Below are 25,268 nucleotides of genomic sequence, written 5' to 3' on the forward strand. Positions count from 1 at the left end.
TCAGGACGACGTCAGGCTGTCAGGACGACGTCCGGGCGGTCAGGACGACGTCCGGCTCATTCCCAGGGCGTCCGTGGTGGCGGGGTGGGCCAGGAGGACGAGGCAGGTCAGGGCGAGGGCGCCCAGGACCGCGCCGCCCGCGACGAAGCCGCCGCCGTCGCTGTGCAGCAGCGTCCAGGCGATCGGCAGCGACAGGAGCTGAATGATCAGCGCGGGCCCGCGGCTCCACCGGCGGGCCTTGCGCAGCCCGTACGCGGCGCCGAGCGGAAAGCCCGCGAGGACGAGGACAAGCAGCCCGGCGAGCACGGCCTTGCCCGAGCCGCCGAAGAACATCGTGACGCCCCAGGCGACCACGGCCAGGCCCTCCACGGCGGCGACGGCGGCAGCGGCGGTCAGCCGCAGCGGCGGCGGTCCCGCGTCCGCGTCGGCGGCGGCCTTCGCGGCGGCGGCTGCCTCCCGCTCGCGCTCGGTGGGCTGTTCGCGCATCGGCGGCACGAACTTCTGCATCTTCTCCGCCACCCGCTGAGGCGGCTTCCGCGTCTTCTTCGAGGGCTGGCTCACACCGGCCAGCGTAGCCCGCTGTACCAGACGGTAGGTACGCTGTCGACCATGCGCGCTCTCCTCGTGGTCAACCCTGCCGCCACCACCACCAGCGCGCGGGTGCGTGATGTGATCAGTACCGCACTGGCGAGCGACCTCAAGCTGGACGTCGCGACGACCGAGTACCGCGGGCACGCGCGGGACCTCGCGCGGCGGGCCGCGGAAGGCGGCGAGGTGGGCCTGGTGGTCGCCCTCGGCGGCGACGGCACGGTCAACGAGGTGGTGAACGGGCTGCTGCACCACGGCCCCGACCCGGAGGCGCTGCCGCAGCTCGCGGTGGTGCCCGGCGGGTCCACCAATGTCTTCGCGCGGGCGCTCGGGCTGCCCAACGACGCGGTGGAGGCGACCGGCGCGCTGCTGGACGCGATGCGCGAGGGGTCCTCGCGGACGGTGGGGCTCGGTCTGGTGAGCGGGACGCCGGGCACCGAGGACGAAGGGGTGCCGCCGCGCTGGTTCACCTTCTGCGCGGGTCTGGGGTTCGACGCCGGGGTGGTCGGACGGGTCGAACAGCAGCGGGAGTTGGGCAAGCGCTCCACGCACGCGCTGTATTTGCGCCAGGTCGCACGTCAGTTTCTGGCCGATCCGCACCGCAGGCACGGCACGATCTCGTTGCAACGCCCGGACGGCGAACCGGTGTCGGGGCTCGCGATGGCGATAATCTGCAACACCTCGCCGTGGACCTATCTCGGGAACAGACCGGTGTACGCCTCCCCCGGCGCGTCCTTCGACACCGCCCTCGATCTGCTGGGCGTGACAAAGATGTCCATGGCCTCTGCCACGCGTTACTCGGCGCAATTGCTCCGTTCCACTCCGGAGCGGGGACCGCGCGGGAAGAACGCGCTGGCGCTCCACGACCTGACCGACTTCACCTTGCAATCGCAGGCGGCACTGCCCTTCCAGGTGGACGGTGACCACCTGGGGCTGCGAACGAGCGCGACCTTCACAGGCGTACGCCGTGCACTGCGTGTGATTGTGTAAGTCGAAGAGCCTAAAGTCCTTTTACTCGAACGTTTAGACTGCCCTGCACCCCATGGAAGTACGGCTGTGACCGAGGCGACACCGAGGAATCCAAAAAAACTTCTCTGAAGGGGTTGTATCTCCAGCCGAGGTTTGCGAGTCTCTAGGTGGCGCTCGGGACGGTCTGACAACGACCCCCTTGAGAGCCCGAATCTTCTACCTCACTCAGCGGGACCAGCACCAGTGAAGACTGGGCGGCGTCCCGTTGCCTGCGTAGGGATTCGTGAAAGCGTTCACATTCACAAGCAACGTGCTTGTCACACAAGGAGTTGGAGCAGCCATGGACTGGCGTCACCGCGCCGTTTGCCGCGAGGAAGACCCCGAGCTCTTCTTCCCCATCGGCAACACCGGTCCTGCGCTGCTGCAGATCGAGGAAGCCAAGGCCGTCTGCCGCCGCTGCCCCGTCATGGAGCAGTGCCTGCAGTGGGCGCTGGAGAGTGGCCAGGACGCCGGTGTCTGGGGTGGCCTCAGCGAGGACGAGCGCCGCGCGATGAAGCGCCGCGCCGCTCGCAACCGGGCCCGCAACGCCAGCGCCTGACGCGCACTTACCGCTTCCCCCCGAGCCGCAGCGCGCAGCACCCACCAACACGCGCAGCACACAGCATCATGAAGGACCCCGACCTTCCAGGTCGGGGTCCTTTGCTGTGCCCTCGCGCAGGAAGGGCGAACTCTCAGCTCTCCAGGGGCAGTTCGAGGACGACGCGGGTGCCGCGCGGCTCGGCGGGGACCATGTCGAAGGTGCCGCCCAGTTCGCCGACCACGAGGGTGCGGACGATCTGGAGGCCGAGGTTGCCCGCTTCCTGGGCGTCGAAGCCGTCGGGCAGGCCCCGGCCGTCGTCCTGCACCGAGATGGTGATCCGCTCCCGGCCGCGGGTGGCGGTGACGTCCACCGTGCCCGACTCCCCCGGCCCGAAGCCGTGTTCGAGCGCGTTCTGGAGCAGTTCGGTCAGGACCATGGACAGCGGAGTGGCGATCTCGGCGGTCAGGATGCCGAACCGGCCGGTGCGGCGCGGGGTGACCCGGCCGGGTGAGATCTCCGCGACCATCGACAGCACGCGGTCGGCGATCTCGTCGAACTCGACCCGCTCGTCCAGGGTCTGGGAGAGCGTCTCGTGCACGATGGCGATCGACCCGACCCGGCGGACCGCCTCCTCCAGCGCCTCACGGGCGTTGTCGGAGTCCATCCGGCGGGCCTGGAGGCGCAGCAGCGCGGCGACCGTCTGGAGGTTGTTCTTCACCCGGTGGTGGATCTCCCGGATGGTGGCGTCCTTGGTCATCAACTCGCGCTCGCGGCGGCGCAGTTCCGTCACGTCCCGCAGCAGCACCAGCGAACCGGTGTGGACGCCCTTGGGCTTGAGCGGGATCGCGCGCAGCTGGATGACGCCGTCGCCGCCCTCGACCTCGAATTCGCGCGGCGCCCAGCCGCTGGCCAGCTTCACCAGCGCCTCGTCCACCGGGCCGCGGGCCGGGGCCAGTTCCGCGGTGGCCTTGCCCAGGTGGTGGCCGACCAGGTCGGCCGCCAGGCCCAGCCGGTGGTACGCCGACAGCGCGTTGGGGCTGGCGTACTGCACGAGCCCGTCCGCGTCCAGCCTGATCAGGCCGTCACCGGCGCGCGGTGAGGCGTCCATGTCGACCTGCTCGGCCGGGAACGGGAAGGCGCCCTGGGCGATCATCTGGGCCAGGTCGCTGGCGCTCTGCAAGTAGGTGAGTTCGAGGCGGCTGGGGGTGCGTACGGTCAGCAGGTTGGTGTTGCGCGCGATCACCCCGAGGACCCGGCCGTCGCGGCGCACCGGGATCGACTCGACCCGTACCGGCACCTCCTCGCGCCACTCCGGGTCGCCCTCGCGGACGATACGGCCCTCGTCGAGCGCCATGTCCAGCAGCGGACGCCGTCCGCGCGGCACCAGGTGGCCGACCATGTCGTCCTGGTACGAGGTCGGACCGGTGTTCGGCCGCATCTGCGCGACGGACACATACCGGGTGCCGTCGCGGGTGGGGACCCACAGCACGAGGTCGGCGAAGGACAGGTCGGAGAGCAGCTGCCACTCCGAGACGAGCAGATGAAGCCATTCGAGGTCGGAGTCGTCGAGGGCCGTGTGCTCGCGTACGAGGTCGTTCATGGAGGGCACGCCTGTGAGCGTACCGGCCGGGGAGGGGGGTGCGGGACGAGCCGTTTTCGGAGATGATTTCGCTGGAGGGTGCATCGACCCGCCGGGGGCCTGGCGAGGAAGCGTCGCCGGGAACCGTAGACAAGGCCGAATGGTCTAGTCCACAATGAAGCGTGACACCACGCGTGGCGCGTACCGCGCGTCGAACGTGACACCTCGTGTGTCGCGGACACGCGTGGCATCAGACCTCCGTCCTCCCCGCACAGGAGGACGGACCGAGGCAAGGCGTTCTCTGCCCTGACTACGCCCTGACCTCAAGGTCGGCCCATCGCGCCGGGGGGAACCGCACACCCCGCCGGCCAGGTGCCGACGGCTGCTCCGGGCTGCGGTGCCGGCGGGGTTGAGGGTCCCCGCTGCGCACCGCGGCCCGTGGGTTTTTCGGGGGGGCTCTTTTGTGGGCGGGGGGGCTCTTTTGTGGGGGCGCCGTGGGGTGGGAGCCGTCTTTTGTGGGGGCGCCGTAATTCCCTTTTTATTGCCGCCCTCTCGCCTCCGGGCGCTTAGATCCGGCGCACCCACCTCGCGCACACGTGGCCCAGGGGCTCAGCGCCACGCGCAGCCGCACCCGAGCGGTGAACCCCACCGCGCAGGCCCTCCACGAGGAGGTGGAGGACCAGCAGTTCCGCGGTGGAGGTCTGGGTGGCGGGCAGAGGTGCCCCGGCGCAGCGCCGACGGGGCCCTGCTCTGCTAGATTGGTCTATACCACACAAGTCCCCTCCAGAACGGCAGGCCCAGCGTGGAAGTTGTCATCGTCCCGGACGCCGCGGCAGGCGGCGAGCTGATCGCGGAGGCCATGGCCGCGCTGCTGCGCCGCAAGCCGGACGCTCTGCTCGGCGTGGCCACCGGATCCACCCCGCTGCCCATCTACGAGGCGCTGGCGGCGAAGGTCCGCTCGGGCGCCGTCGACGCGGCCCGTGCCCGCGTCTGCCAGCTCGACGAGTACGTCGGCCTGCCCACCGGCCACCCGGAGTCGTACCGCTCGGTCGTGCTGCGGGAGGTCGTGGAGCCGCTGGGGCTGTCGGAGGAGTCCTTCATGGGGCCCGACGGGGCCGCCGACGACGTGCAGGCCGCCTGCGAGGCGTACGACGCGGCGCTGGCCGCGGCCGGCGGCGTCGACCTCCAGCTCCTGGGGATCGGCACCGACGGGCACATCGGCTTCAACGAGCCCTGCTCGTCGCTCGCCTCCCGGACCCGGATCAAGACGCTCACCGAGCAGACCAGGGTCGACAACGCCCGCTTCTTCGACGGCGACATCGAGCAGGTGCCGCACCACGTGATCACGCAGGGCATCGGCACCATCCTGGAGGCCCGGCACCTGGTGCTGCTCGCCACCGGCGAGGGCAAGGCGGAGGCCGTCGCGCAGACCGTCGAGGGGCCCGTCGCCGCCGTCGTTCCCGCCTCGGCGCTCCAGCTCCACCCGCACGCCACCGTGGTCGTGGACGAGGCCGCCGCCTCCAAGCTGAAGCTGGCCCCGTACTTCCGCGCCACCTTCGCGGCCAAGCCCGCCTGGCAGGGCGTCTAGGGCCTGCCCGGCGGAACGCGACAGAGCGCCGGACGGACTGATCGCAGTCCGTCCGGCGCTCTGTCGTGTCAGACGGAGCCCGCGTCAGACGGAGCCCACGATGGCCTCGGCGGCGGCCGTGCCGCAGACGCGGGCCGCGCCGTGGGTGGCGATGTGGAGGGCGCCGGTGGCGGGCGCCTGGGGCACGCCCATCTCCACGACGACCGTGCTTGGGCGGCGGGAGACGACCGCCGCGAGCGCCTCGGACATCCAGCGGTGCCGGTGGGCGTCGCGGACGACGACGACGATCGTACGGTCGCCGGCCTCGTCGAGGAGTCCGGCGGCGAACGCCTCGACGCCCAGCTCCTCCACCTCGCGGCCGGGGTAGGTGCCCGTGACTGTGCCCGGCAGGAGCCTGGCGAGGTCGGCGGCGATGCCCCAGGGGGTCACGTCGCCGACGGCGATGTTGGCGACCGGCGTGAGGGCGGCGACGTAGGGCGCCTCGGTGAGCGGGGTGAACTCGGCGCGGCGGGTGATCCGCAGGGCGCGGCGGGCCGCCTCCAGGCCGATGTCGGACTCCCCTGCCGGGGCGGCGGACGCGGTCCCCTCCGCTGCGGCCGCCCGCTCGGCGGCCCACACCTGGAGGTCGCGCACCCGGGCGGCGGCGTCGGCCAGCCGCTCGGCGGGGAGGTCGCCCTCGCGCACCGCGCGCACGATGGCGTCGCGGAGGCCGAGCACGGTCTGCTCGTCGGACAGGCCGCCGCCGACGCAGATCGCGTCGGCCCCGGCGGCCAGCGCCATGACGGTGCCGCGTTCGATGCCGTACGCGGCGGAGATGGCCTGCATCTCGATGCCGTCGGTGACGATGAGGCCGTCGTAGCCGAGGCCGCCCTGCTCGCGCGGGGCGCGCAGCAGGCCGGTGAGGACGGCGGAGCTGAGCGTGCCCGGCAGGTCGGGGTCGAGGGCCGGGACGAGGATGTGAGCGCTCATCACGGCCTTGGTGCCAGCGGCGACGGCCGCCTTGAACGGCACGAGTTCGCGGTCGCGCAGGGTGTCGAGGTCGACGTCGATGCGCGGCATCGCGTGGTGCGAGTCGACGGCGGTGTCGCCGTGGCCGGGGAAGTGCTTGACGCTGGTCGCCACGCCCGCCGACTGCATTCCCTCCACGTAGGCGGCGGTGTTGCGCGCGACCAGTTCGGGCTCGGCGCCGAAGGAGCGGACGCCGATGACCGGGTTGCCGGGGTCGGAGTTGACGTCGGCGGACGGCGCCCAGTTGAGGTTGACGCCGCACGCGGCGAGCCTGCGGCCGAGTTCGGCGGCGACGGCCCGGGTGAGCTTGACGTCGTCGACGGCGCCGAGCGCGAGGTTGCCGGGGAAGGAGGAGCCGCCGCGCGCTTCGAGGCGGGTGACGTCGCCGCCCTCCTCGTCTGCGGCCACGAGCACGTCGGCCCGTACCGCGCGCAACTGGGCGGTGAGCCGGGCGACTTGCTCGGGCGACTCGATGTTGCGGGAGAACAGCGCGACCGCGCCGAGCCCTTCGGCGAGCAGCCGCAGCACCCAGTCGGGGGCCTCGGTGCCGCGGAAGCCGGGCTGGAGGACGGTGAGGGCGTCGCGGGCCAGGACGTCCGCGGGCGTGTCGACGGTAATGACGGTCATCCCTTCACCGCGCCTGCGGTCAGGCCGGAGGCCACCTTGCGCTGGACGAACAGGAAGAAGATCACGACGGGCAGGGCGATCAGGATCGAGCCCGCCATGAGGGCTCCGTAGTCCGTACCGCGCTGTCCGGTGAACTTCAGCAGCCAGATGCTCAACGTGTACTTGTCATTGTCCTGGAGAAGTACGTAGGCGAACAGGTACTCGTTCCAGGCGGTCATCAGCGCGTAGATCGACGCGGCGACCAGGCCGGGCGCGAGCAGCGGGAGGACGACGCGGCGGAACGCCTCCATCTGGCTGCACCCGTCGACCATCGCCGACTCCTCGAGTTCCTTGGGGATGTTGACGATGAAGCCGCGCAGCATCCATACGGCGAAGGGCAGGGTGCTCGCCGCGTAGACGACGATGACGCCCCAGTACTGGTTGAGGCCGCCCATCTTGTTGAGCTGGATGTAGATCGGGATCAGCATCGAGGTGGCCGGGATGAGCTGGATCACCAGCAGCGCGATGACCAGGCCGCGGCGGCCCCAGAACTTGAACCGGCCGATGGCGTACGCCGCGAGCAGGCCGATGCCGATGGCGATCACGACGCTGCACGCCGAGATGATCACGCTGCTCTTGACGTTGTCCCAGAAGTTGGGCATGTCCATCGCGCGCTTGAACTGGTTGAACGTGACGGAGCTGGGATAGAGCTTCTGGTGGTAGCTGAGGATCTCCTGGCTCGGGCGGAGCGCGGTGATGACCATCCAGTACACCGGGAAGCCCATGATCACGGTGACGATCAGGCCGAGCACGTTCCAGCCGTTGCGCTTCTTCTTCGGAGTGCGGTAGACGACTCCGGCCGTGGGGCCCTGGGTCGCGGGGCCGCTCTTGACAGCGGTGCTCACTCGACCTCTCCGATCTTCAGAAGCTGGCGCAGGTAGTAAACGGCGACACCCGACAGCAGCAGGACGGAGACCACGGAGATGGCCGCGCCCCGGCTGAAGGAGTTGGAGATGAACGCCTGGGTGTACGCGTACAGGCCGAGCGTCTGGTAGTCCTGCTCGGGCTGGCCGCCGCGCATCAGCAGGATCTGGCCGAGCACGCCGAAGTCCCAGATCACCGACAGGGTGCTGGTCATCACGAAGACCGGCTTGATGATCGGGAAGGTGACGTAGCGGAAGATGCCGAAGCCCTTGGCGCCGTCGATCCGCGCGGCCTCCTCCAGTTCCTTGGGGACCTGGGTGAGCGCCGCGTGCAGGCTGATGGCGATGAAGGGGATGGCGCCCCAGACGACCAGGACGGCGATGATCGCCATGCCGGTGGTCGGGTTGAGGAACCAGTTGTGCCGGGTGTAGTCGACGCCGGGCAGCCGGGTGAGGAGCTGGTTCACCAGGCCGTAGTCGGAGTCGAACATGAACTTGAAGACCGAGGTGGCGACCAGCAGCGGCATCGCCCACACGGCGATCATCACGCTGCTCATGGTGACCCGGACCCAGTTGGAGACCCGCTGCATCAGCAGCGCGATCAGCAGGCCGAGCGACATGGTGGCGACGACGCAGACGACGACGAAGACCACGGTGCGCAGCACCACGGCCCAGAACTCGCTGTCGCCGAGGATCGAGCTGTACTGGTCGAAGCCGACCCAGGGCGCCGCGACGCCGTTCCAGAGGTTGTTGCGGCGCTCGTCCTGGAAGGACAGCACGATGGTGTCGACGAGCGGGTAGCCCAGCACGCCGATCATGATCAGCAGCGCCGGAGCGATCAGCAGATACGGCAGCGATCTGCTCTGCCGGTTGCGCCCGGCGGCGCGGCCCGCTGTCGTGGCGACCGGACCGGTCGAGCGCGGCGGCGGGATCTGCGGGCGGCCCCCCGTCACCGGCTCGGTGGCATGCGTGTCGGCGGCACTCATCCGCTCTGACCTTTCTTCGGTGTCCATGCCGGGATACCGGGGCGGGCGGCCCGCGACCGCGGACCGCCCTCCCCTGGTGACGACCGCCGTGTCAGGAGGCGGTGTTGATCAGCGAGTTGATCTTGTCGTCGGCGGCCTTGGTGGCGTCGGCGACGGACTTGCCCTTGAGGATGTCGAGCAGCATCGACTTGAGGATGCCCTGCTTCTCGATCGCGGCCCAGCCCGGTGCGATCGGCGTGAACCAGGCGTCCGGCACGGCGTTGGCCGCGGCGGCGGTGGCCGGGTCGGCCTTCATCGGCTCGAGCTGCTTGGTGTTGTTCGGCAGCGTCGCCTTGGTGACCAGCGCGGCTTCGTTCTTCTCGTCGGTGAAGTCCGCGATCCACTCCTTGGCGAGGTCCTTCACCTTGGACTTGTTGACCACGGCGAGGTCGGAGCCGCCGATGAAGGAGGGCAGCGCCTTGCCGTTCGGGCCGGGCATCGTGGCCGTCTTGATGACGTCCTTGAGCTTGGCGTTGCCGTTCGGCGGCGTGATGACCGAGCCGGACTCCCAGCCGTTGCCGTAGATGACGCCGGCCTTCTCGTGGGCCATGACGTTGGCGTGGTCCGCCTCGTCCTTGGTCTGGTCGCCGTGGTTGTACTTCTTCACCAGGTCGATGAAGTGCTGGATGCCCTGCTGCGCCTGCGGGCTCTCCAGGTCGGCGGTCCACTTGCTGCCGTCGGTCTTGGCGATCTGGCCGCCGTACGCCTTCACGTACGACATGGCCGCGTACCAGTACTGGCCGGGGAGGTAGAGCGGCGAGTACGTCTTGTCGCCGCCCTTCTTCGCCTCGATCTTGTCCAGGGCGGCGGTCAGCTCGTCCTCGGTGGCGGGGAAGGCGTCGGAGCCCGTACCGGCCTTGAAGTCGGCGGTGTTGTAGATCGCGACGCGGGCACCGGCGTAGTAGGGCGCGCAGTAGAGCTTGCCCTGGTAGGTGCAGGTGTCCTCGAGGCCCTTGATCCAGGTGTCCGAGTTCTGGAAGGTCTTCTTGTCCAGCTCGGCGAGAGCGCCGTTGAGGATGTACGTCTGGGTCTCGGTGTTGCCCAGCTCGACCACGTCGGGGGCGCTGGAACCGGAGAGCGCGGCGTCCAGCTTCTGGACCTTGTCGCTCCACTGCTGGTACTGGATCTTGACGTTGACCTTCGGGTACTTCGCCTTGAACTGGGCGGTGGTGTTCTGTACCAGCTCGGGCCAGGCGGTCTGCGCCTCGGCCATCAGCCAGACGGTCACCGTGCCGGTCTGGTCGGCCGGCTTCTCAGCGGCCTTGTCGTCCTTCTTGTCCGACCCACAGGCCGCAATACCAGCAATCATGGTCGCGACGCCGATCGCCGCGATGAGCTTGCGCTTCACGCCACCCTCCTCAGGATGCCCGAAACTCCCCCCACCACCCGAAATGTCGGCTACCGCGAGACACGTGTGCAGCCGCGTCCTGCTCGTGGGTCTGGGATTTGGTCGTTAATGGTTTAGACCAGTACCCGGAGCTTGGCCTAGACCTTTGGGGGTGTCAAGGGTGTATAAGAACCCATGTCGGCTCTGTTATCGGACCGACACCTGAGCGGGAAGCGACCACTACCGCCTCCCCGCTCCAGGTCAGGCCGTGCCACGATGTGAGCCGCATATAACGGAGGAGCCGGTGACGGCAGCACGACAGCAGTCGGGAGTAGACGTCATGGACAGCGACGCGGGCAGTGGCGCGGAGAGTACGGCGGGGACCGCGAGCACCGCGGGCCGTACCGCACGCGTGCCCAAGTACTACCGGCTCAAGCGGCATCTTCTGGACATCACCCAGACCATGCCCCCCGGCACGCCCGTACCGCCGGAGCGCACGCTGGCCACCGAGTTCGACACCTCGCGCACCACGGTCCGCCAGGCGCTCCAGGAACTCGTGGTCGAGGGCCGGCTCGAACGCATCCAGGGCAAAGGCACCTTCGTCGCCAAGCCGAAGGTCTCCCAGGCGCTCCAACTGACCTCGTACACCGAGGACATGCGCGCCCAGGGTCTCGAACCCACGTCCCAGCTCCTGGACATCGGCTACATCACCGCCGACGACCGGCTCGCCGGGCTGCTCGACATGAAGGCCGGCGGCCGGGTGCTGCGGATCGAGCGGCTGCGGCTGGCCAACAGCGAGCCGATGGCGATCGAGACGACGCACCTGTCGGCCAAGCGCTTCCCCGCGCTGCGCCGCAGCCTCGCCAAGTACACGTCCCTGTACACGGCGTTGGCCGAGGTCTACGACGTGCGGCTGGCCGAGGCGGAGGAGACCATCGAGACCTCGCTGGCCACCCCGCGCGAGGCCGGACTGCTCGGCACCGACGTCGGCCTGCCGATGCTGATGCTCTCCCGGCACTCGATCGACACCGTCGGCGAACCGGTCGAGTGGGTGCGCTCGGTCTACCGCGGCGACCGCTACAAGTTCGTGGCACGACTGAGCCGCCCCACCGACTGAGACCGTCGGTTTGACTTCTCACGAGTGAGATCGCCGCACACATGGTGACGTGCGCTACTCCCCTCCCCTAGATTCCCGCGAGTCACACTCGTAGCTCTAGGGGACGGGAGCCGCACGTATGCCCGACGACCTATCACTTGAGGAACACCCCGCACCGCCGCGGCGGCCGGTGGTCACCGCGTCGCGCGTGATCGCCGGGACATGCCTGGTCGCGCCCTTCGTGGCGCTGCTCTGGGTCAGCTCGTACTCGCGGCTCACCCCGAGGTTCATCGGCATCCCGTTCTTCTACTGGTACCAGATGGCGTGGGTGCCGGCGGCGGCGCTGCTGACGTACACCGCGTACGTCCTGGTGCGCCGCGAGGAGCGGGCGCGCAAGGGGGGTGCGGGCAAGTGACGAACGACGTGAACGGCGTGGCGCTCGGCGTCTGCGTCTTCTTCTTCCTCCTGGTCACGGTGATGGGCTTCCTCGCCGCCCGCTGGCGACGCGCGGAGAACGCCCTGCACCTGGACGAATGGGGCCTGGGCGGCCGGAGTTTCGGCACCTGGGTGACCTGGTTCCTGCTCGGCGGCGACCTCTACACCGCGTACACCTTCGTCGCCGTGCCCGCCGCGATCTACTCCGCGGGCGCCGCCGGGTTCTTCGCGGTCCCGTACACGATCATCACCTACCCGCTGGTGTTCCTCTTCCTGCCGCGGCTGTGGTCGGTCTCGCACAAGCACGGGTACGTGACCTCGTCGGACTTCATCCGCGGCCGGTTCGGTTCGAAGAGCCTGTCGGTCGCGATGGCGCTCACCGGGATCGTCGCGACCATGCCGTACATCGCGCTCCAACTCGTCGGCATCCAGGCCGTGCTGGACGTGATGGGCGTGGGCGGCGGCGACTCCACCAACTGGTTCGTCAAGGACCTGCCGCTGCTGATCGCCTTCGGTGTGCTGGCCGCGTACACGTACTCCTCGGGGCTGCGCGCGCCCGCGCTGATCGCCTTCGTCAAGGACGCGCTGATCTACATCGTCATCGTGGTCGCGATCATCTACATCCCGTACAAACTGGGCGGGTTCGGCGACATCTTCGACAAGGCGGACGCGGCCTACAAGGTGACCAACCCCGCCACCGGCAAGCCGCGCGGCTCACTGGTGTCGGCGCCGCAGGCCCAATGGGCGTACGCCACGCTCGCGATGGGCTCGGCGATGGCGCTCTTCCTGTACCCGCACTCGGTGACGGCCGTGCTCTCCGGCAAGAGCCGCAACACCATCCGCCGCAACACCACGATCCTGCCGCTGTATTCGCTGATGCTCGGCCTGCTGGCGATGCTCGGCTTCATGGCGCTGGCGGCGGGCGTCGGAAAGGGCGTCAAGGGGTACAACGCCCAACTGGCCATCCCCCAGCTCTTCGAGGACATGTTCCCCTCCTGGTTCGCCGGGGTGGCCTTCGCCGCCATCGCCATCGGCGCGCTGGTCCCGGCGGCGATCATGTCGATCGCGGCGGCCAACCTGTTCACCCGCAACATCTACAAGGACCTGTTCAAACCGGACGCCACCCCCGCGCAGGAGACCAAGGTCTCCAAGGCCGCGTCCCTGGTGGTCAAGGTCGGCGCGCTCGTCTTCGTGCTGTCGATGGACAAGACGGTCGCGATCAACTTCCAGCTCCTGGGCGGCATCTGGATCCTCCAGACCGTCCCGGCCATCGTCGGCGGCCTGTTCACCCGCTGGTTCCACCGCTGGGCGCTGCTGGCCGGCTGGGCGGCGGGCATGGCGTACGGCACGTGGAAGGCGTACGAGCAGACCAGCGCCAGCCAGTCGCACTTCGGCGGCAACTCCGCGAAGATCCCCGGCATCGGCGAGCTCGGCTACATCGGCCTCACCGCCTTCGTCCTGAACGCGGCGGTCGCGGTCGTCCTCACCCTGGTCCTGCGCGCCCTCAAGGCCCCCGACGGCGTGGACGAGACGGCGAAGGGCGACTACGTGGTGGAGGCGGAGGAGGCGGCGAAGGAGGCGGTTCCCGCACCGGCGTAGTAGAGCGCGAGGGGGCGGGTCCCGGGGGCGCGAGGCCGCGTTGTGGTGTGCGGCCCGCGCCTTGGGGACCCGCGCCTTGGGGACCCGCGCCTCAGCGCGAGGCGAAAGTGCGCCGGTACCCCTGCGGCGTGGTCCCCGTCCAGCGGGCGAAGTGATGCCGCATGGTCGCCGCGTTCCCGAACCCCGCGCGGAGCGCGACGGCGTCCATGGTGTGGTCGGTGGCCTCCAGCAACTCCCGTGCCAGCAGCACCCGTTGACCCAGCAGCCAGCGGTACGGGGTGGTGCCGGTCTCCTGCTGGAAGCGGCGGGCGAAGGTGCGCGGCGACATGTGGGCGCGGGCGGCCAGCTCCTCGACGGTCACCTCGCGGTCCAGGTGCCGTTCCATCCAGGACAGCACCCCGGCCACGGTGTCGCTCTGCCCGCGCGGCAGCGGCCGGTCCACGTACTGCGCCTGGCCGCCCTCGCGGTGCGGCGGCACCACCATGCGGCGGGCGATGCCGTTGGCGACGGCGCTGCCCTGCTCCTTGCGCACCAGGTGCAGGCAGGCGTCGATGCCGGAGGCCGTACCGGCCGAGGTGATCACCCCCGCGTCGTCCACGTACAGCACGTCGGACTCGACCTTGATCTGCGGGTACCGGCTCGCGAGGCGTTCCGCGTGCCGCCAGTGCGTGGCGCAGCGCCGGTCGTCGAGCATGCCGGAGGCGGCCAGCACGAAGACGCCCGAGCACACGCTGAGCACCGTCGCGCCGCGCTCCACGGCCCGGTTGAGCGCCGTGAGCACCTGCGGCGGGAAGTCCCGGTCGATGTACGAGTCCCCGGCCGGTACGGCGATCAGGTCCGCCTCGTCCAGCCGGTCCATGTCGCAGGAGGCCGACAGCTCGAACCCGGCGTGCGTGCGCAGCGTCGGGCCCTCGCCGGAGATCACCGCGAAGTCGTACACGGGCAGCCCGTCCTCGCTGCGGTCGAGGCCGAACACCTCGCAGATCACCCCGAGTTCGAAGGGGTGGACACCGTCGAGCAGTACCGCGGCCACGTTCTTCAGCATGCTCCCGAGGATGCCACTTGGCAGGATGTCGCGGTAGTACGGCGGTCCTGCCACTGTTCGCGGGTAAGCGGCGCGAGCACGATTGACCCATGACCGTTCTCCTGGACATCGCAGCCCTCTCCGCCCTCCTCCTCATCCTCTCCTTCGTCCCCGTCCTGGGCCTGCGCGCCGAGGCCAGGATCACCCGCCAGATCCGCGCGGCCGACGCCGCCCGCGAGGCCGAGGCGACACGCCGGGCGCACGCGAGACGCGCCGCGCGCGCGGACCGCGAACCAGGCCGCGAACCAGGCCGCGAACCAGGCCGCGAACCAGGCCGCGAACCGGCCCTCACAGCGGTCGCGGCCCCGCGGATCTGAGGGCGCCGGAGGGAATAAAATCCCCTCCGGCGCTTGCGCGCCGGCCCCGGCGACCCGCCCTCACGACACAACATCTGGGCTTCCACGCGAACCGCGGCACTACATGTATGCTCAACTTCGCTGTCGAGCAGGGGAAGCCGGTGCGAATCCGGCGCTGCCCCGCAACGGTGAGCGGGCGTACGCCCGCACAGCCCGAGGACCTGCCGCCAGCGCGCCCGTAGCGCCCACAAGCGACGGGCGCAGTTGTGTCCGGGCCTCGCGGATTGGGCCGGCGGACGCGTCGCGGCACGCCCATGCCTGAGCAGGGGTGCGCCTCCGCACGCGTACCCGCTCCTCCCGCCTGGCCGTCGCCGCGTTCGAGGGAGAGAGCACCACCGTGACCATCGCGCCCGCAGACCCCGCTTCAGCCGAACTCCGCACCGTCGCCCCCCGGATTCCCTCGGCTCCCCCCTCCGGACCTCTCCCCGGACCTCCCGCCGGTCCCGACGAGGGCCCGGGCGCGGACCTGCTGCGTACGCTGGTGCGGCTCACCGCCGACCTGACCGACACCGACCCCGGCCGGGTCGCCGCCGCCGCGCTGCGCGGCCGTAACGCCGCCTCCGACGCGGCCGAGATGCACAGCCTGGCCACCGAGGCGGCGGCCGGCCTGATCTCCGAGGACCCGGCGTACTCGCGGCTGGCCGCCCGGCTGCTGACCTCGACCATCGCCGAAGAGGCCGCGGGCCAGGGCGCGGTGTCGTTCTCCGCGTCCGTCTCGGTCGGGCACCGCGAGGGCCTGATCGCCGACCGCACGGCCGCCTTCGTGGCCCTGCACAAGCCCCGGCTCGACGCGCTGGTGGACGAGGCGCTGGCCGCCGGCGCGGACGACCGCTTCGGCTACTTCGGCCTGCGCACCCTGCACAGCCGCTACCTGCTGCGGCACCCCATCACCCGTCAGGTGATCGAGACCCCGCAGCACTTCATGCTCCGCGTGGCCTGCGGTCTCGCCGAGGACGACTCGGTGCGCGCCGCCGAGGAAGTCGCCTCGCTCTACCGGCTGATGAGCGCGCTGGACTACCTGCCCAGCTCCCCCACCCTGTTCAACTCCGGCACGCGGCACCCGCAGATGTCCTCCTGCTACCTGCTGGACTCGCCGCTGGACGAGCTGGACTCGATCTACGACCGCTACCACCAGGTGGCGCGGCTGTCGAAGCACGCGGGCGGGATCGGCCTGTCCTACTCCCGGATCCGCTCGCGCGGTTCGCTGATCCGCGGCACCAACGGCCACTCCAACGGCATCGTGCCGTTCCTGAAGACGCTGGACGCGTCGGTGGCCGCGGTCAACCAGGGCGGCCGTCGCAAGGGCGCCGCGGCGGTCTACCTGGAGACCTGGCACTCCGACATCGAGGAGTTCCTCGAACTGCGCGACAACACCGGTGAGGACGCGCGCCGCACCCACAATCTGAACCTGGCGCACTGGATCCCGGACGAGTTCATGCGCCGCGTGGAGACCGACGCCGACTGGTCGCTGTTCTCGCCGTCCGACGTGCCGGAGCTGGTCGACCTGTGGGGCGACGACTTCGACGCCGCGTACCGCAGGGCCGAGGCCAAGGGCCTGGCGCAGCGCACGATCCCGGCGCGCGAGCTGTACGGCCGGATGATGCGGACCCTCGCGCAGACCGGCAACGGCTGGATCACCTTCAAGGACGCCTCGAACCGTACGGCCAACCAGACGGCGGAGCCCGGCCGTACCGTGCACTCCTCGAATCTGTGCACCGAGATCCTGGAGGTCACCGACGACGGCGAGACCGCGGTCTGCAACCTGGGTTCGGTGAACCTGGGCGCCTTCGCCACCCCGGGGGGCGGCGCGGGCGGCGAGATGGACTGGGAGCGGCTCGACGAGACCGTCAGGACCGCGGTGACCTTCCTCGACCGGGTCGTGGACATCAACTTCTACCCGACCGAGCAGGCGGGCCGCTCCAACGCCAAGTGGCGCCCGGTGGGCCTGGGCGTGATGGGTCTTCAGGACGTCTTCTTCAAGCTGCGGCTGCCCTTCGACTCGGCCGCGGCGCGCGAGCTGTCCACCCGGATCGCCGAGCGGATCATGCTCGCCGCGTACGAGGCGTCCTGCGACCTCGCCGAGCGGCAGGGCCCGCTGCCCGCCTGGGACAAGACCCGTACCGCCCGCGGTGTGCTGCACCCCGACCACTACGCGACCGAGCTGAACTGGCCGGAGCGCTGGACGGCGCTGCGCGCCCGGATCGCGGCCACCGGCATGCGCAATTCGCTGCTGCTGGCCATCGCGCCGACCGCGACCATCGCGTCCATCGCCGGTGTCTACGAGTGCATCGAGCCGCAGGTCTCCAACCTCTTCAAGCGCGAGACGCTGTCGGGTGAGTTCCTCCAGGTCAACTCGTACCTGGTCGCCGACCTCAAGCGGCTCGGCGTGTGGGACGCGCAGTCCCGCGAGGCGCTGCGCGAGGCCAACGGCTCGGTGAACGGCTTCAGTTGGATTCCGGCCGAGATCCGTGAGCTGTACCGCACGGCGTGGGAGATCCCGCAGCGCGGCCTGATCGACATGGCGGCGGCGCGTACGCCGTTCCTCGACCAGAGCCAGTCGCTGAACCTGTTCCTGGAGACGCCCACCATCGGCAAGCTCAGCTCGATGTACGCGTACGCCTGGAAGCAGGGCCTGAAGACGACGTACTACCTGCGGTCCCGGCCCGCGACCCGGATCGCCCGCGCGGCCCGCGCCCAGCAGCAGACGGCCGCCACCCCCGTCCCCGTACCGGTGATCGCCGACGCCGACGCGATCGCCTGCTCCCTTGAGAACCCCGAGTCCTGCGAGGCCTGCCAGTAATGACGTCCACCGACAAGAATCTGCTCGACCCGGGCTTCGAGCTGACCCTGCGTCCGATGCGCTACCCGGACTTCTACGAGCGCTACCGCGACGCGATCAAGAACACCTGGACCGTGGAGGAGGTCGACCTCCACTCCGACGTGTCCGACCTCGCCAAGCTCAGCCCCGCCGAGCAGCACATGATCGGCCGCCTGGTCGCGTTCTTCGCGACCGGTGACTCGATCGTCTCCAACAACCTGGTGCTCACGCTCTACAAGCACATCAACTCCCCCGAGGCGCGGCTGTACCTGTCCCGCCAGCTCTTCGAGGAGGCCGTGCACGTCCAGTTCTATCTGACGCTGCTCGACACCTACCTGCCCGATCCCGAGGACCGCGCGGCGGCCTTCGACGCGGTCGAGGAGATCCCCTCGATCCGCGAGAAGGCGCAGTTCTGCTTCCGCTGGATGGACTCGGTCGAGAAGATCGATCGCCTGGAGTCCAAGGCCGACCGCCGCCGCTTCCTGCTCAACCTGATCTGCTTCGCCGCGTGCATCGAGGGCCTGTTCTTCTACGGCGCCTTCGCGTACGTCTACTGGTTCCGCTCGCGCGGCCTGCTGCACGGGCTCGCGACCGGCACCAACTGGGTGTTCCGCGACGAGACCATGCACATGAGCTTCGCCTTCGACGTGGTCGACACCGTCCGCAAGGAGGAGCCGGACCTCTTCGACGAGCAGTTGCGGCAGCAGGTCACCGACATGCTGCGCGAAGCCGTCGAGGCCGAGCTCCAGTTCGGCCGCGACCTGTGCGGCGACGGCCTGCCCGGCATGAACACCGAGTCCATGCGCGCCTACCTGGAGTGCGTCGCCGACCAGCGCCTCGCCCGCCTCGGCTTCCCCCCGGTCTACGGCTCGGAGAACCCCTTCTCCTTCATGGAGTTGCAGGGCGTCCAGGAGCTGACGAACTTCTTCGAGCGCCGCCCGTCCGCCTACCAGGTCGCGGTGGAGGGCAGCTTCGCCTTGGACGAGGACTTCTAGACCCCGGGTTGGAACGGTCAACGGCGAAAGGGGCGGCGGAAGGCGATGAGCCTTCCGCCGCCCCTTTCCCGTCGGGCGGGCGCGCGGGGCGGGTCAGTCGTTGGGGACCGTCTCGAACTTGGGGGTGGCCTCGGCCATTTGCTTCATGACGTCTTTGCGGTCGCGCTTGGAGAGACGGTCGATGTAGAGGCGGCCGTAGAGGTGGTCGGTCTCGTGCTGGAGGCAGCGGGCGAAGTAGCCGCTGCCGTGGACGACGATCGGCTCGCCCTTGGCGTTCTGGCCGCGCACCACCGCGTAGTCGGGGCGGGCCAGTTCCATGTAGGCGCCGGGGACGGACAGGCAGCCCTCGTTGGAGTCGTCCAGGCGGCGCCGGTCGGCGGGCAGTTCGTCCAGTACGGGGTTGCAGACGACGCCGACGTGCCGGTTGTCGTCGTCGTCCGGGCAGTCGTAGACGAAGACCTTGAGGTCGACGCCGATCTGGTTGGCGGCCAGGCCCACGCCCTCGGCGGCGCGCTGGCTGGCGAACATGTCGGCGATCAGCGCGTCCAGGTCGTCGTCGAAGGACGTGACGTCCTTGCACTCCCGGTGCAGCACCGGGTTGCCGACCACGGTGATCGGGCGGACGGTGCCGCGCTCGCGGTACGCCAGTTCGCGCGCCTGCGCGTCGGTCACGTCGTCGAGGAAGCCTTCGGTGGCCGCGTCGTGGCTGTGCGCGTGGTCGTGGTCATGCCCGTGGTGGTGCTGGTGACCGTGGCCGTGCTCGGTGTGCTGCTGGGACATCTGCGCCGTACGCCTTCCGCGAACCCGTAAACGAACCCCCCTAGGGTACGGGCCCGCGCACGACGGTGTTCCCCACACCTCGTGGTTCGTCGCACCTCGCCGTTCGGGGCACGCGGTTCAGGGCGTGCGGTTCAGCAGACCTCTTCGAGGTCCCGCCAGTCCCGGGTGTCCGGGCTGTCGGCGACCCAGCCGTCGAGCAGGCCGCGGACCAGGGACGCGGGGGCGGCGATCCCGCACTCGCGCTCCGGCGACCAGCGCACACCCGCGCTGTGGTGGCTGAGATGGCCGGGGTGACCGGGCTCACCGTGGTCGTGCGGGTCGCGCGTGGCCATCGAGCCGTCGTCGGTGGGCATCCGGCTCTCCGAACAGGTGCGGCACAGCAGCCGGACGGACGACGACCAGTCCTCGGCCGCGTATCCGGCCTCCGCCGCCAGCCGCTCCAGCGCGTCGCGGTCGGCGGCCGTGTCCGCTTCGAGGAGCACCAGCCAGGTCGGCACCGGGGACGGCGCCCACAGCTCGATCTCGTCGAAGACGGGGTAGACCGCGCCGCCCGCGGTGTCGGCGGTGGCGCGCTCGCCGTGCGGGACGCCGTCGTGCAGCACGACCTCGCCCCAGCGGCGCCCGGACGACGGCAGCGGGATGGAGAGCACCTCGACCCGCGCCGGGTCGAGCCTGCGGCCCCACACGACCTCGGCCTCGCCCTCGGGCGACAGCCGTACGGCGGCGCTGCCCAGCGGCAGCCGTACCGACTCCTCGCCGTTGTGACTCGCGGTGCCCGCGGGCATCCGCAGGCCGTACGCCTGCCAGGCGCGGCGGGCCAGCGGCCAGTCCTGCACGGCGGTGGCGGCGATGCCCAGGTTCCACCAGTCGGGGGAGCCGACCGGGCGGTCGAGCAGCGCCACCGCGCGCAGCCCGGCGATCCGGGCCTGCGCCCAGTCGTGCCGGAACTTGTGCAGCAGCGCGAGGTTGTACCAGGACTCCGACAGCCACGGCTCCAGATCGGCGGCTCGGGTCAGCAGCGCTCCGGCGTCCTCGTAACGGCCGTCGCCGATCAGCGAGAACGCCCGGTCAGTGGCCTGCCGCCACGTGGGCGACGGCCGGTGCCGCACTCTTCCGAAGATGTTCAACGTCGTTACCCGCCTGCCCGCTCAGCCGATCACTGCCAGGACGTCGCCTTCCCGCACCACTACGATCGCGTCCCCCCGTACGACTCCAACCTTGCACATTTTGGCCGTTGTCTCAGCCCGGCCGTCGCCCCCGTCCCCCGGGGCCGGCGACCCGGTCCGTGCGGTCCGCGGCTCCCCGGTGAGCGCGCTTCCTCACTCGACACCCTTGCCACTCCCGTGGGCATCCAACCATGCCCAGGTGGGGCGCCGTGCGAGCACCCTGGTGAGTGCCGCCACCACCTGCGGATCGTACTCACGTGCGGTCGCCAACCGCAGCCGCTCGACCGCCGCGAGCCGGTGGCCGAGGGCCGCGCCCGGCTCCCCCGTCAGGTCCTCGTAGGCGTTGACGGCCCGGACGATCCGGCCCGCCAACGGCTGTTCCCGGTACGGGTGCGCCTGCCGCTCCACGATCAGCGCCACCTCGGCCGGGGCGCCGGTCTGCCGCACCACCTCGCCGCCGAGCGCGGCGATGGCGCGCTGCCGCTCGCCGTCCAGCGGCTCCGTCGCCCCGCGCGGCACCGGGTCGACCAGCGAGAGCTGGCCGATGTCGTGCATCAGCGCCGCGTACTCCAGCAGCATCAGATGGCGGGCGGGCAGGCCCAGCTCCCTGCCGACCGCGGTCGCCAGCTCGCTCACCCGCCGCGCGTGCCCCTCCGGTGTGTACCCGGCCACCTCGGTGGCCCGCGCCAGCGACCCGATCGTCTGCCGGTACGTGGCCCGCACCGCCGCCTGGCCCCGCAGCGACATCTGCGCCAGCAGCAGCGGCGCCGCGGCCATGGGCAGCGCCCACAGCCCGGCGGTCGCGACCGCCAGCGCCATCACCACACCGCCCGCGCACACCGCGCTGGCCATCCCCGCCAGTGCCCGCACCTCGTCGCGCAGCGCCGGGGCGTACGGGTGGCCGGTCCTGGCCGCGCCCAGGGCCGCCGCCAGCGCCGCGTCGCACAGCGCCGTCAGGCCGAGGACCGCCAGGAGTGCGGCGGCGTACGCGGGGCCTTCGCCTCCCGCGAAGGGTTGGGCGCACACCCCGGCGAAGGTCGCTGCCGCGACCCGCCGCACCTCACCGTCCCCCTTGGCCCCCGGCCCCCCATGCCGCCCCGAACCCGGGCGCCCCTCCCCAGAAGGTCCCGCCTCCCCAGGAGGGTCCGCCTGCCCATGAGGGTCCGCCCCGAAGGGGCGCGGGGCTGCGTCTGATGTGCGGCTGCCGCCGCGCGGGCGCGCCTGCCCAGGAGGGTCCGCCCCGTAGGGGCGCGGGGAACTGCGCGGCCCGCCCCCACCGGCCGGTGGTCCGGAGACCACCGAACTGCCCCGCCGGGGCGGGTGGTGACCTGCGGGAGCGTCGTGGCTGAGCGCGCAGTTCCCCGCGCCCCTACGGGGCACCCACCTGCGCAAAGGGCCCGCGCCCGCCGCACCCCTGGAGGGCACAGCCCCATCGCGGCCGGCCGCGCCCACGCGGCGGCAGCCGCACATCAGATGCAGCCCCGCGCCCCTACGGGGCACCCACCTGCGCAAGGGACCCGCGCCCGCCGCGGCCCTGGAGGGCACCCACCTGCGCAAAGGGCCCTCACCCGCCGCGGCCCTGGGGGGCAGCCATCTGCGCAAGGGACCCGCGGCCGCCGCGGCCCTGGGGGGTGCCCACCTGGGTGAGGGGGGCGGGGCGGGGGCGGCTGCGTGGCGGGGGCGGCTCAGGGTCAGCGGGGCGGCGGCCGCGAGGGCGGAGACGGCCACGGTTTGGGCGAGGCTGTGGCGGCCCGGCGCCAGGAGGGCGTAGGCGAGAGCCGTCGCCGTGGCGAGAGGCGCGGTGTCGCGGTCGACGCCGAAGGCGAGAGGGGCGAGGGGGGCGGGAAGGCGGAAGGTGACGCCCACGGCGATGACGGCGGCGAAGGCGAGGGCGGTGCCGGGCGCGGAGAGGCCGGTGAGGGCGGTACGCGCGACGGCGGCGGCCGTCAGGGTGAGGGCGGCGCCGTACACGCCCCGGACGAGCCGGGCCCTCATCGCGGCACCGGCGCGGAGACGGCGGCCGGAAGAAGCAGCGGGCCCCGCCCGGCGGTGGTGGCACCGACCGGCCCCGAGGCGGCCACCGGCCAGGAGTGGTGCGCCAGCGCACGCGTCAGGGCGGCGACCATCGCCGGGTCGAAGTGCGTACCGGCGCAGGCGTGGAGTTCGTCGAGCGCGGCGCGAACCGGCCGGGCGCGCCGGTAGGAGCGGGTGGACGTCATGGCGTCGAAGGCGTCCGCGACGGCGACCACGCGGGCGAATTCCGGGATCTGGTCGCCCGCGAGCCCGTGCGGGTAGCCGCTGCCGTCGAGGCGTTCGTGGTGGTGCAGGATCGCGTCCCGCGCCTCGCCGAGGAAGGCGATGCCGCGGACCATCTCGTGCCCGTACTCCGGGTGCAGCTCGACCACCCGCCGCTCGGCCGGGGTCAGCGGCCCGTTCTTGCGCAACAGGCGGGTGGGGACGCCGAGTTTGCCGATGTCGTGCAGGATTCCCGCGAACCGCAGGGCGTCGACGCGGGGTTCGGGCATGCCCAGTTCGCGGGCGATGAACACCGAGGCGCGGCCCACGCGTTCACTGTGCCCGCGCGTGTAGTGGTCCTTGATCTCGACGGCCTGGACGAGCGCGCGCACGGTCGCCCGGTGGGCGTCGCGTTCCCGGCGGGCGCGGGCGAATCCCCAGCAGGCCGCGTACATCGGCAGCGGTACGAGCACCGCGGCGAAGGCGCCGTAGCGGGCCTGCCACAGGACGGCGGTCATGAGGGCGACGAGGCCGTAGGTCAGGTGCGGGGCGAGGGCGCCGAGCAGCGGGGCGCCCCAGGCCGCGCGCGGTGTGCGGCCCTCGGCGGTGAACAGGACGGCGCCGGTGAGGGCGGTGGCGGTGACGCAGAGGACGAGCGCGGCGGCGGTCGCGGGCAGCAGCGCGTACGGCAGGTCGGCGGCGGCCAGCGCGCGGGGGCCGTCGAGCAGCCGGGCGGCGAGCGCGGCGGCCCAGACGGCGACGGCCAGGTGGGCGGCGCGCCACAGCCGCCGTACGCGGCGCGGCTCCTGCTCCACGCGGCCCGCGAGCGAGCCGGGGACGGCCACCAGCGCGGCGGCGGCCGGGGGCAGCAGCAGGGCGGCGGCCAGCAGGACGGGCAGGAACGGGCCGACGGCGGCGGGCGGGTGGCGGCCCGCGGCGCGGTCGGGGAGCACGCCGGGCTCGCACAGCGCGTACAGGGCGGCGAGTACGGCGACGGTCCCCCACGCGGTGGCGGGCCGCAGGGCGGGCGCGGCGCACAGCGCCCGGCGGCGCACACGGCGGCCACGGTGACCCGTGCGGGTGTCGGCATGGCGGACACGAGAGGCGGCCTCCTCCGTACGCGAACGCGCGGCGGGCGCGGCCCGATCGGCTCCCGGCCCGTTGAGAGTCAGGAGGATAGGGCCGCGCCCGTCGTGGAAGAGGCGTTTGCCGGCGTTGGGCCGTCCGTGGGACCCGACGCTCACCCGCACGGGTGACGTGAGGCGTATGCGCCCTCGTCCGAACGCCCGAACCCCGTCCACAAGCGCAACGGGGTACGAGCCGGGACGAAGGGGTGCCGGGGGGTGTCCCGGCGGTGGCCGACGGCGGCGGGGAAGCCCTGGCGCGCCCGGCGGTGGAGACAGGAGCTAGCGGGCCTCGGCCTCGGTCGGGGTGGCGAGGATGTCGGGCGCCTGGTCCGGGACCGGGGCGACCTCACCGGAGCGGATCAGCTCGATCCGCATCATGACCTTCGAACGGAGGTCGGTCGGCACGTCGTCGGAGCCGCAGCACCGCTTGACGAGCTTCTTGACGGCCTGTTCGAGGCCGTACTTCTCCAGGCACGGGTGGCACTCGTCGAAGTGCTCCTTGAACTTGGCGCAGCTCTCGTCGGGCATCTCGTTGTCGAGGTACTCGTAGAGGTGGCCGAGCACCTCCGAGCAGTCCGTCTCATGTGCGTCGCCGCAACTCATGAATCCGCGCCCTTCTCATCCGCCGCGCCCGCGGGTACAAGACCGCGGTCCCGCGCATAGTCCTCCAGCAGCTCACGCAACTGGCGACGCCCGCGGTGCAGCCGGGACATCACTGTGCCGATGGGTGTTCCCATGATGTCCGCGATCTCCTTGTAGGCAAAGCCCTCGACGTCCGCGAGGTAGACCGCGATGCGGAACTCCTCGGGGATCGTCTGCAACGCCGCCTTCACGTCGGAGTCGGGCAGGTGGTCGAGCGCCTGGGACTCCGCGGAGCGCAGGCCGGTCGACATATGGGATTCGGCTCGTGCGAGCTGCCAGTCCTCGATCTCCTCCGAACCGCTGCGCAGCGGTTCGCGCTGCTTCTTGCGGTAGGAGTTGATGAAGCTGTTGGTGAGAATGCGGTAGAGCCACGCCTTGAGGTTGGTGCCCTCACGGAACTGGTGGAAGGAGGCGTACGCCTTCGCGTACGTCTCCTGGACGAGGTCTTCCGCGTCGGCCGGATTGCGGGTCATCCGCAGCGCGGCCGAGTACATCTGGTCGAGGAAGCCAAGGGCGTCCCGCTCGAAGCGCTCGGTGCGCTCCGCGCTGCTCTCCTGTGCTGCCTCACCGGACGCACTCGCGTTTTCCGCCGTGCTGTCGTCGGTGCCGGTGACCGCACCCACCTCCTCAGAAACGTCAGCGCGCCCAAAAGCGGCCACGCCTGTTCCGGAGGATATCCCGCTGGAGATCGACGTGCCGGATGCGCCCTTGCCGTCGTCCTTGACCGGCCATTCGGCCCAGT

Annotated in this window: 22 protein-coding genes and 1 riboswitch; of the genes, 9 read left to right on the plus strand and 13 right to left on the minus strand. The window is 71.1% G+C overall.

Annotation, left to right across the window (positions count from 1 at the left end; translation table 11 throughout):
- Nucleotides 1-39: 39 nt before the first annotated feature.
- A complete protein-coding gene (locus tag ACIQCJ_RS08535; RefSeq protein ID WP_355347295.1) occupies nucleotides 40-561 on the minus strand; it encodes a hypothetical protein in 522 nt (173 codons plus the stop codon).
- Nucleotides 562-609: 48 nt separating this feature from the next.
- Here ACIQCJ_RS08535 and ACIQCJ_RS08540 point away from each other — a divergent pair, with 48 nt between their 5' ends.
- Nucleotides 610-1,578 carry a diacylglycerol kinase family protein gene (locus ACIQCJ_RS08540; protein ID WP_355347298.1) on the plus strand — a complete coding sequence of 323 codons (969 nt, stop codon included), beginning with the start codon at nucleotides 610-612 and terminating at the stop codon, nucleotides 1,576-1,578.
- Between the two features lie 319 nt (nucleotides 1,579-1,897).
- Complete coding sequence (locus tag ACIQCJ_RS08545) at nucleotides 1,898-2,155, plus strand: WhiB family transcriptional regulator (RefSeq protein ID WP_031520293.1); 258 nt, start codon at nucleotides 1,898-1,900, stop codon at nucleotides 2,153-2,155.
- A 133-nt stretch (nucleotides 2,156-2,288) separates the two neighbouring features.
- Here ACIQCJ_RS08545 and ACIQCJ_RS08550 read toward each other — a convergent pair whose 3' ends face one another.
- Nucleotides 2,289-3,737, minus strand: coding sequence for a histidine kinase N-terminal domain-containing protein (locus ACIQCJ_RS08550; protein ID WP_355347416.1), 1,449 nt, complete (start codon nucleotides 3,735-3,737; stop codon nucleotides 2,289-2,291).
- A gap of 781 nt (nucleotides 3,738-4,518) precedes the next feature.
- Here ACIQCJ_RS08550 and nagB point away from each other — a divergent pair.
- Nucleotides 4,519-5,304 (plus strand): glucosamine-6-phosphate deaminase, encoded by a 786-nt coding sequence (nagB, locus tag ACIQCJ_RS08555; protein WP_391161610.1) that lies wholly within the window; start codon nucleotides 4,519-4,521, stop codon nucleotides 5,302-5,304.
- 84 nt (nucleotides 5,305-5,388) lie between these two features.
- Here the strand turns inward: nagB and ACIQCJ_RS08560 are convergent, their stop codons facing one another.
- From ACIQCJ_RS08560 to ACIQCJ_RS08575, 4 genes are all read right to left on the minus strand, one after another.
- Entirely contained in the window at nucleotides 5,389-6,939 is a 1,551-nt protein-coding gene (locus ACIQCJ_RS08560; protein ID WP_402711035.1) for a glycoside hydrolase family 3 protein, read from the minus strand.
- Nucleotides 6,936-7,823 carry an ABC transporter permease subunit gene (locus tag ACIQCJ_RS08565; protein WP_391044377.1) on the minus strand — a complete coding sequence of 296 codons (888 nt, stop codon included), beginning with the start codon at nucleotides 7,821-7,823 and terminating at the stop codon, nucleotides 6,936-6,938. Before ACIQCJ_RS08565 ends, ACIQCJ_RS08560 begins: the two co-directional genes overlap by 4 nt.
- Nucleotides 7,820-8,827 (minus strand): sugar ABC transporter permease, encoded by a 1,008-nt coding sequence (locus tag ACIQCJ_RS08570; protein ID WP_355347308.1) that lies wholly within the window; start codon nucleotides 8,825-8,827, stop codon nucleotides 7,820-7,822. The genes ACIQCJ_RS08565 and ACIQCJ_RS08570 overlap by 4 nt, the downstream gene beginning before the upstream one ends.
- 91 nt (nucleotides 8,828-8,918) lie before the next feature.
- Nucleotides 8,919-10,214, minus strand: coding sequence for an extracellular solute-binding protein (locus tag ACIQCJ_RS08575; protein ID WP_355347311.1), 1,296 nt, complete (start codon nucleotides 10,212-10,214; stop codon nucleotides 8,919-8,921).
- 319 nt (nucleotides 10,215-10,533) lie between these two features.
- Between ACIQCJ_RS08575 and ACIQCJ_RS08580 the strand changes: the two genes are divergently transcribed.
- The 3 genes from ACIQCJ_RS08580 (at nucleotide 10,534) to mctP (ending at nucleotide 13,323) form a co-directional block, all read left to right on the plus strand.
- Nucleotides 10,534-11,310, plus strand: a complete 777-nt coding sequence (locus tag ACIQCJ_RS08580) for a GntR family transcriptional regulator (RefSeq protein ID WP_355347422.1) — start codon at nucleotides 10,534-10,536, stop codon at nucleotides 11,308-11,310.
- A gap of 118 nt (nucleotides 11,311-11,428) precedes the next feature.
- On the plus strand, nucleotides 11,429-11,704 hold the full coding sequence (locus ACIQCJ_RS08585; RefSeq protein WP_402711036.1) for a DUF3311 domain-containing protein: 276 nt from the start codon (nucleotides 11,429-11,431) through the stop codon (nucleotides 11,702-11,704).
- On the plus strand, nucleotides 11,701-13,323 hold the full coding sequence (gene mctP / locus ACIQCJ_RS08590) for a monocarboxylate uptake permease MctP (protein WP_355347317.1): 1,623 nt from the start codon (nucleotides 11,701-11,703) through the stop codon (nucleotides 13,321-13,323). Before ACIQCJ_RS08585 ends, mctP begins: the two co-directional genes overlap by 4 nt.
- Before the next feature lie 91 nt (nucleotides 13,324-13,414).
- Here mctP and ACIQCJ_RS08595 read toward each other — a convergent pair whose 3' ends face one another.
- On the minus strand, nucleotides 13,415-14,368 hold the full coding sequence (locus tag ACIQCJ_RS08595) for a helix-turn-helix domain-containing protein (protein WP_355347320.1): 954 nt from the start codon (nucleotides 14,366-14,368) through the stop codon (nucleotides 13,415-13,417).
- An 89-nt stretch (nucleotides 14,369-14,457) separates the two neighbouring features.
- Here ACIQCJ_RS08595 and ACIQCJ_RS08600 point away from each other — a divergent pair, with 89 nt between their 5' ends.
- From ACIQCJ_RS08600 to ACIQCJ_RS08610, 3 genes are all read left to right on the plus strand, one after another.
- Complete coding sequence (locus ACIQCJ_RS08600; RefSeq protein ID WP_402711037.1) at nucleotides 14,458-14,724, plus strand: hypothetical protein; 267 nt, start codon at nucleotides 14,458-14,460, stop codon at nucleotides 14,722-14,724.
- Nucleotides 14,725-14,801: 77 nt separating this feature from the next.
- Nucleotides 14,802-14,947, plus strand: a riboswitch (cobalamin riboswitch).
- A 210-nt stretch (nucleotides 14,948-15,157) separates the two neighbouring features.
- The gene (locus ACIQCJ_RS08605; RefSeq protein ID WP_391044805.1) at nucleotides 15,158-17,563 is read left to right on the plus strand and encodes a ribonucleoside-diphosphate reductase subunit alpha; all 2,406 of its coding nucleotides are present in this window, start codon (nucleotides 15,158-15,160) and stop codon (nucleotides 17,561-17,563) included.
- Nucleotides 17,563-18,576, plus strand: a complete 1,014-nt coding sequence (locus ACIQCJ_RS08610) for a ribonucleotide-diphosphate reductase subunit beta (protein ID WP_355347326.1) — start codon at nucleotides 17,563-17,565, stop codon at nucleotides 18,574-18,576. Before ACIQCJ_RS08605 ends, ACIQCJ_RS08610 begins: the two co-directional genes overlap by 1 nt.
- Before the next feature lie 93 nt (nucleotides 18,577-18,669).
- On the opposite strand, the gene def is transcribed toward ACIQCJ_RS08610, so the two are convergent.
- From def to ACIQCJ_RS08640, 6 genes are all read right to left on the minus strand, one after another.
- The gene (def, locus tag ACIQCJ_RS08615) at nucleotides 18,670-19,356 is read right to left on the minus strand and encodes a peptide deformylase (RefSeq protein WP_355347329.1); all 687 of its coding nucleotides are present in this window, start codon (nucleotides 19,354-19,356) and stop codon (nucleotides 18,670-18,672) included.
- A gap of 131 nt (nucleotides 19,357-19,487) precedes the next feature.
- Entirely contained in the window at nucleotides 19,488-20,483 is a 996-nt protein-coding gene (locus ACIQCJ_RS08620) for a hypothetical protein (protein WP_188283420.1), read from the minus strand.
- A 192-nt stretch (nucleotides 20,484-20,675) separates the two neighbouring features.
- Nucleotides 20,676-21,992, minus strand: a complete 1,317-nt coding sequence (locus ACIQCJ_RS08625; RefSeq protein ID WP_402711275.1) for an HD-GYP domain-containing protein — start codon at nucleotides 21,990-21,992, stop codon at nucleotides 20,676-20,678.
- 521 nt (nucleotides 21,993-22,513) lie between these two features.
- A complete protein-coding gene (locus tag ACIQCJ_RS08630) occupies nucleotides 22,514-23,812 on the minus strand; it encodes an HD-GYP domain-containing protein (RefSeq protein ID WP_402711038.1) in 1,299 nt (432 codons plus the stop codon).
- Between the two features lie 351 nt (nucleotides 23,813-24,163).
- On the minus strand, nucleotides 24,164-24,487 hold the full coding sequence (gene rsrA / locus ACIQCJ_RS08635; RefSeq protein ID WP_355347335.1) for a mycothiol system anti-sigma-R factor: 324 nt from the start codon (nucleotides 24,485-24,487) through the stop codon (nucleotides 24,164-24,166).
- A complete protein-coding gene (locus tag ACIQCJ_RS08640; protein ID WP_391044361.1) occupies nucleotides 24,484-25,149 on the minus strand; it encodes a sigma-70 family RNA polymerase sigma factor in 666 nt (221 codons plus the stop codon). The genes rsrA and ACIQCJ_RS08640 overlap by 4 nt, the downstream gene beginning before the upstream one ends.
- Nucleotides 25,150-25,268 lie beyond the last annotated feature (119 nt).

The organism is Streptomyces sp. NPDC093221 (assembly GCF_044753885.1).
GTDB lineage: Bacteria > Actinomycetota > Actinomycetes > Streptomycetales > Streptomycetaceae > Actinacidiphila.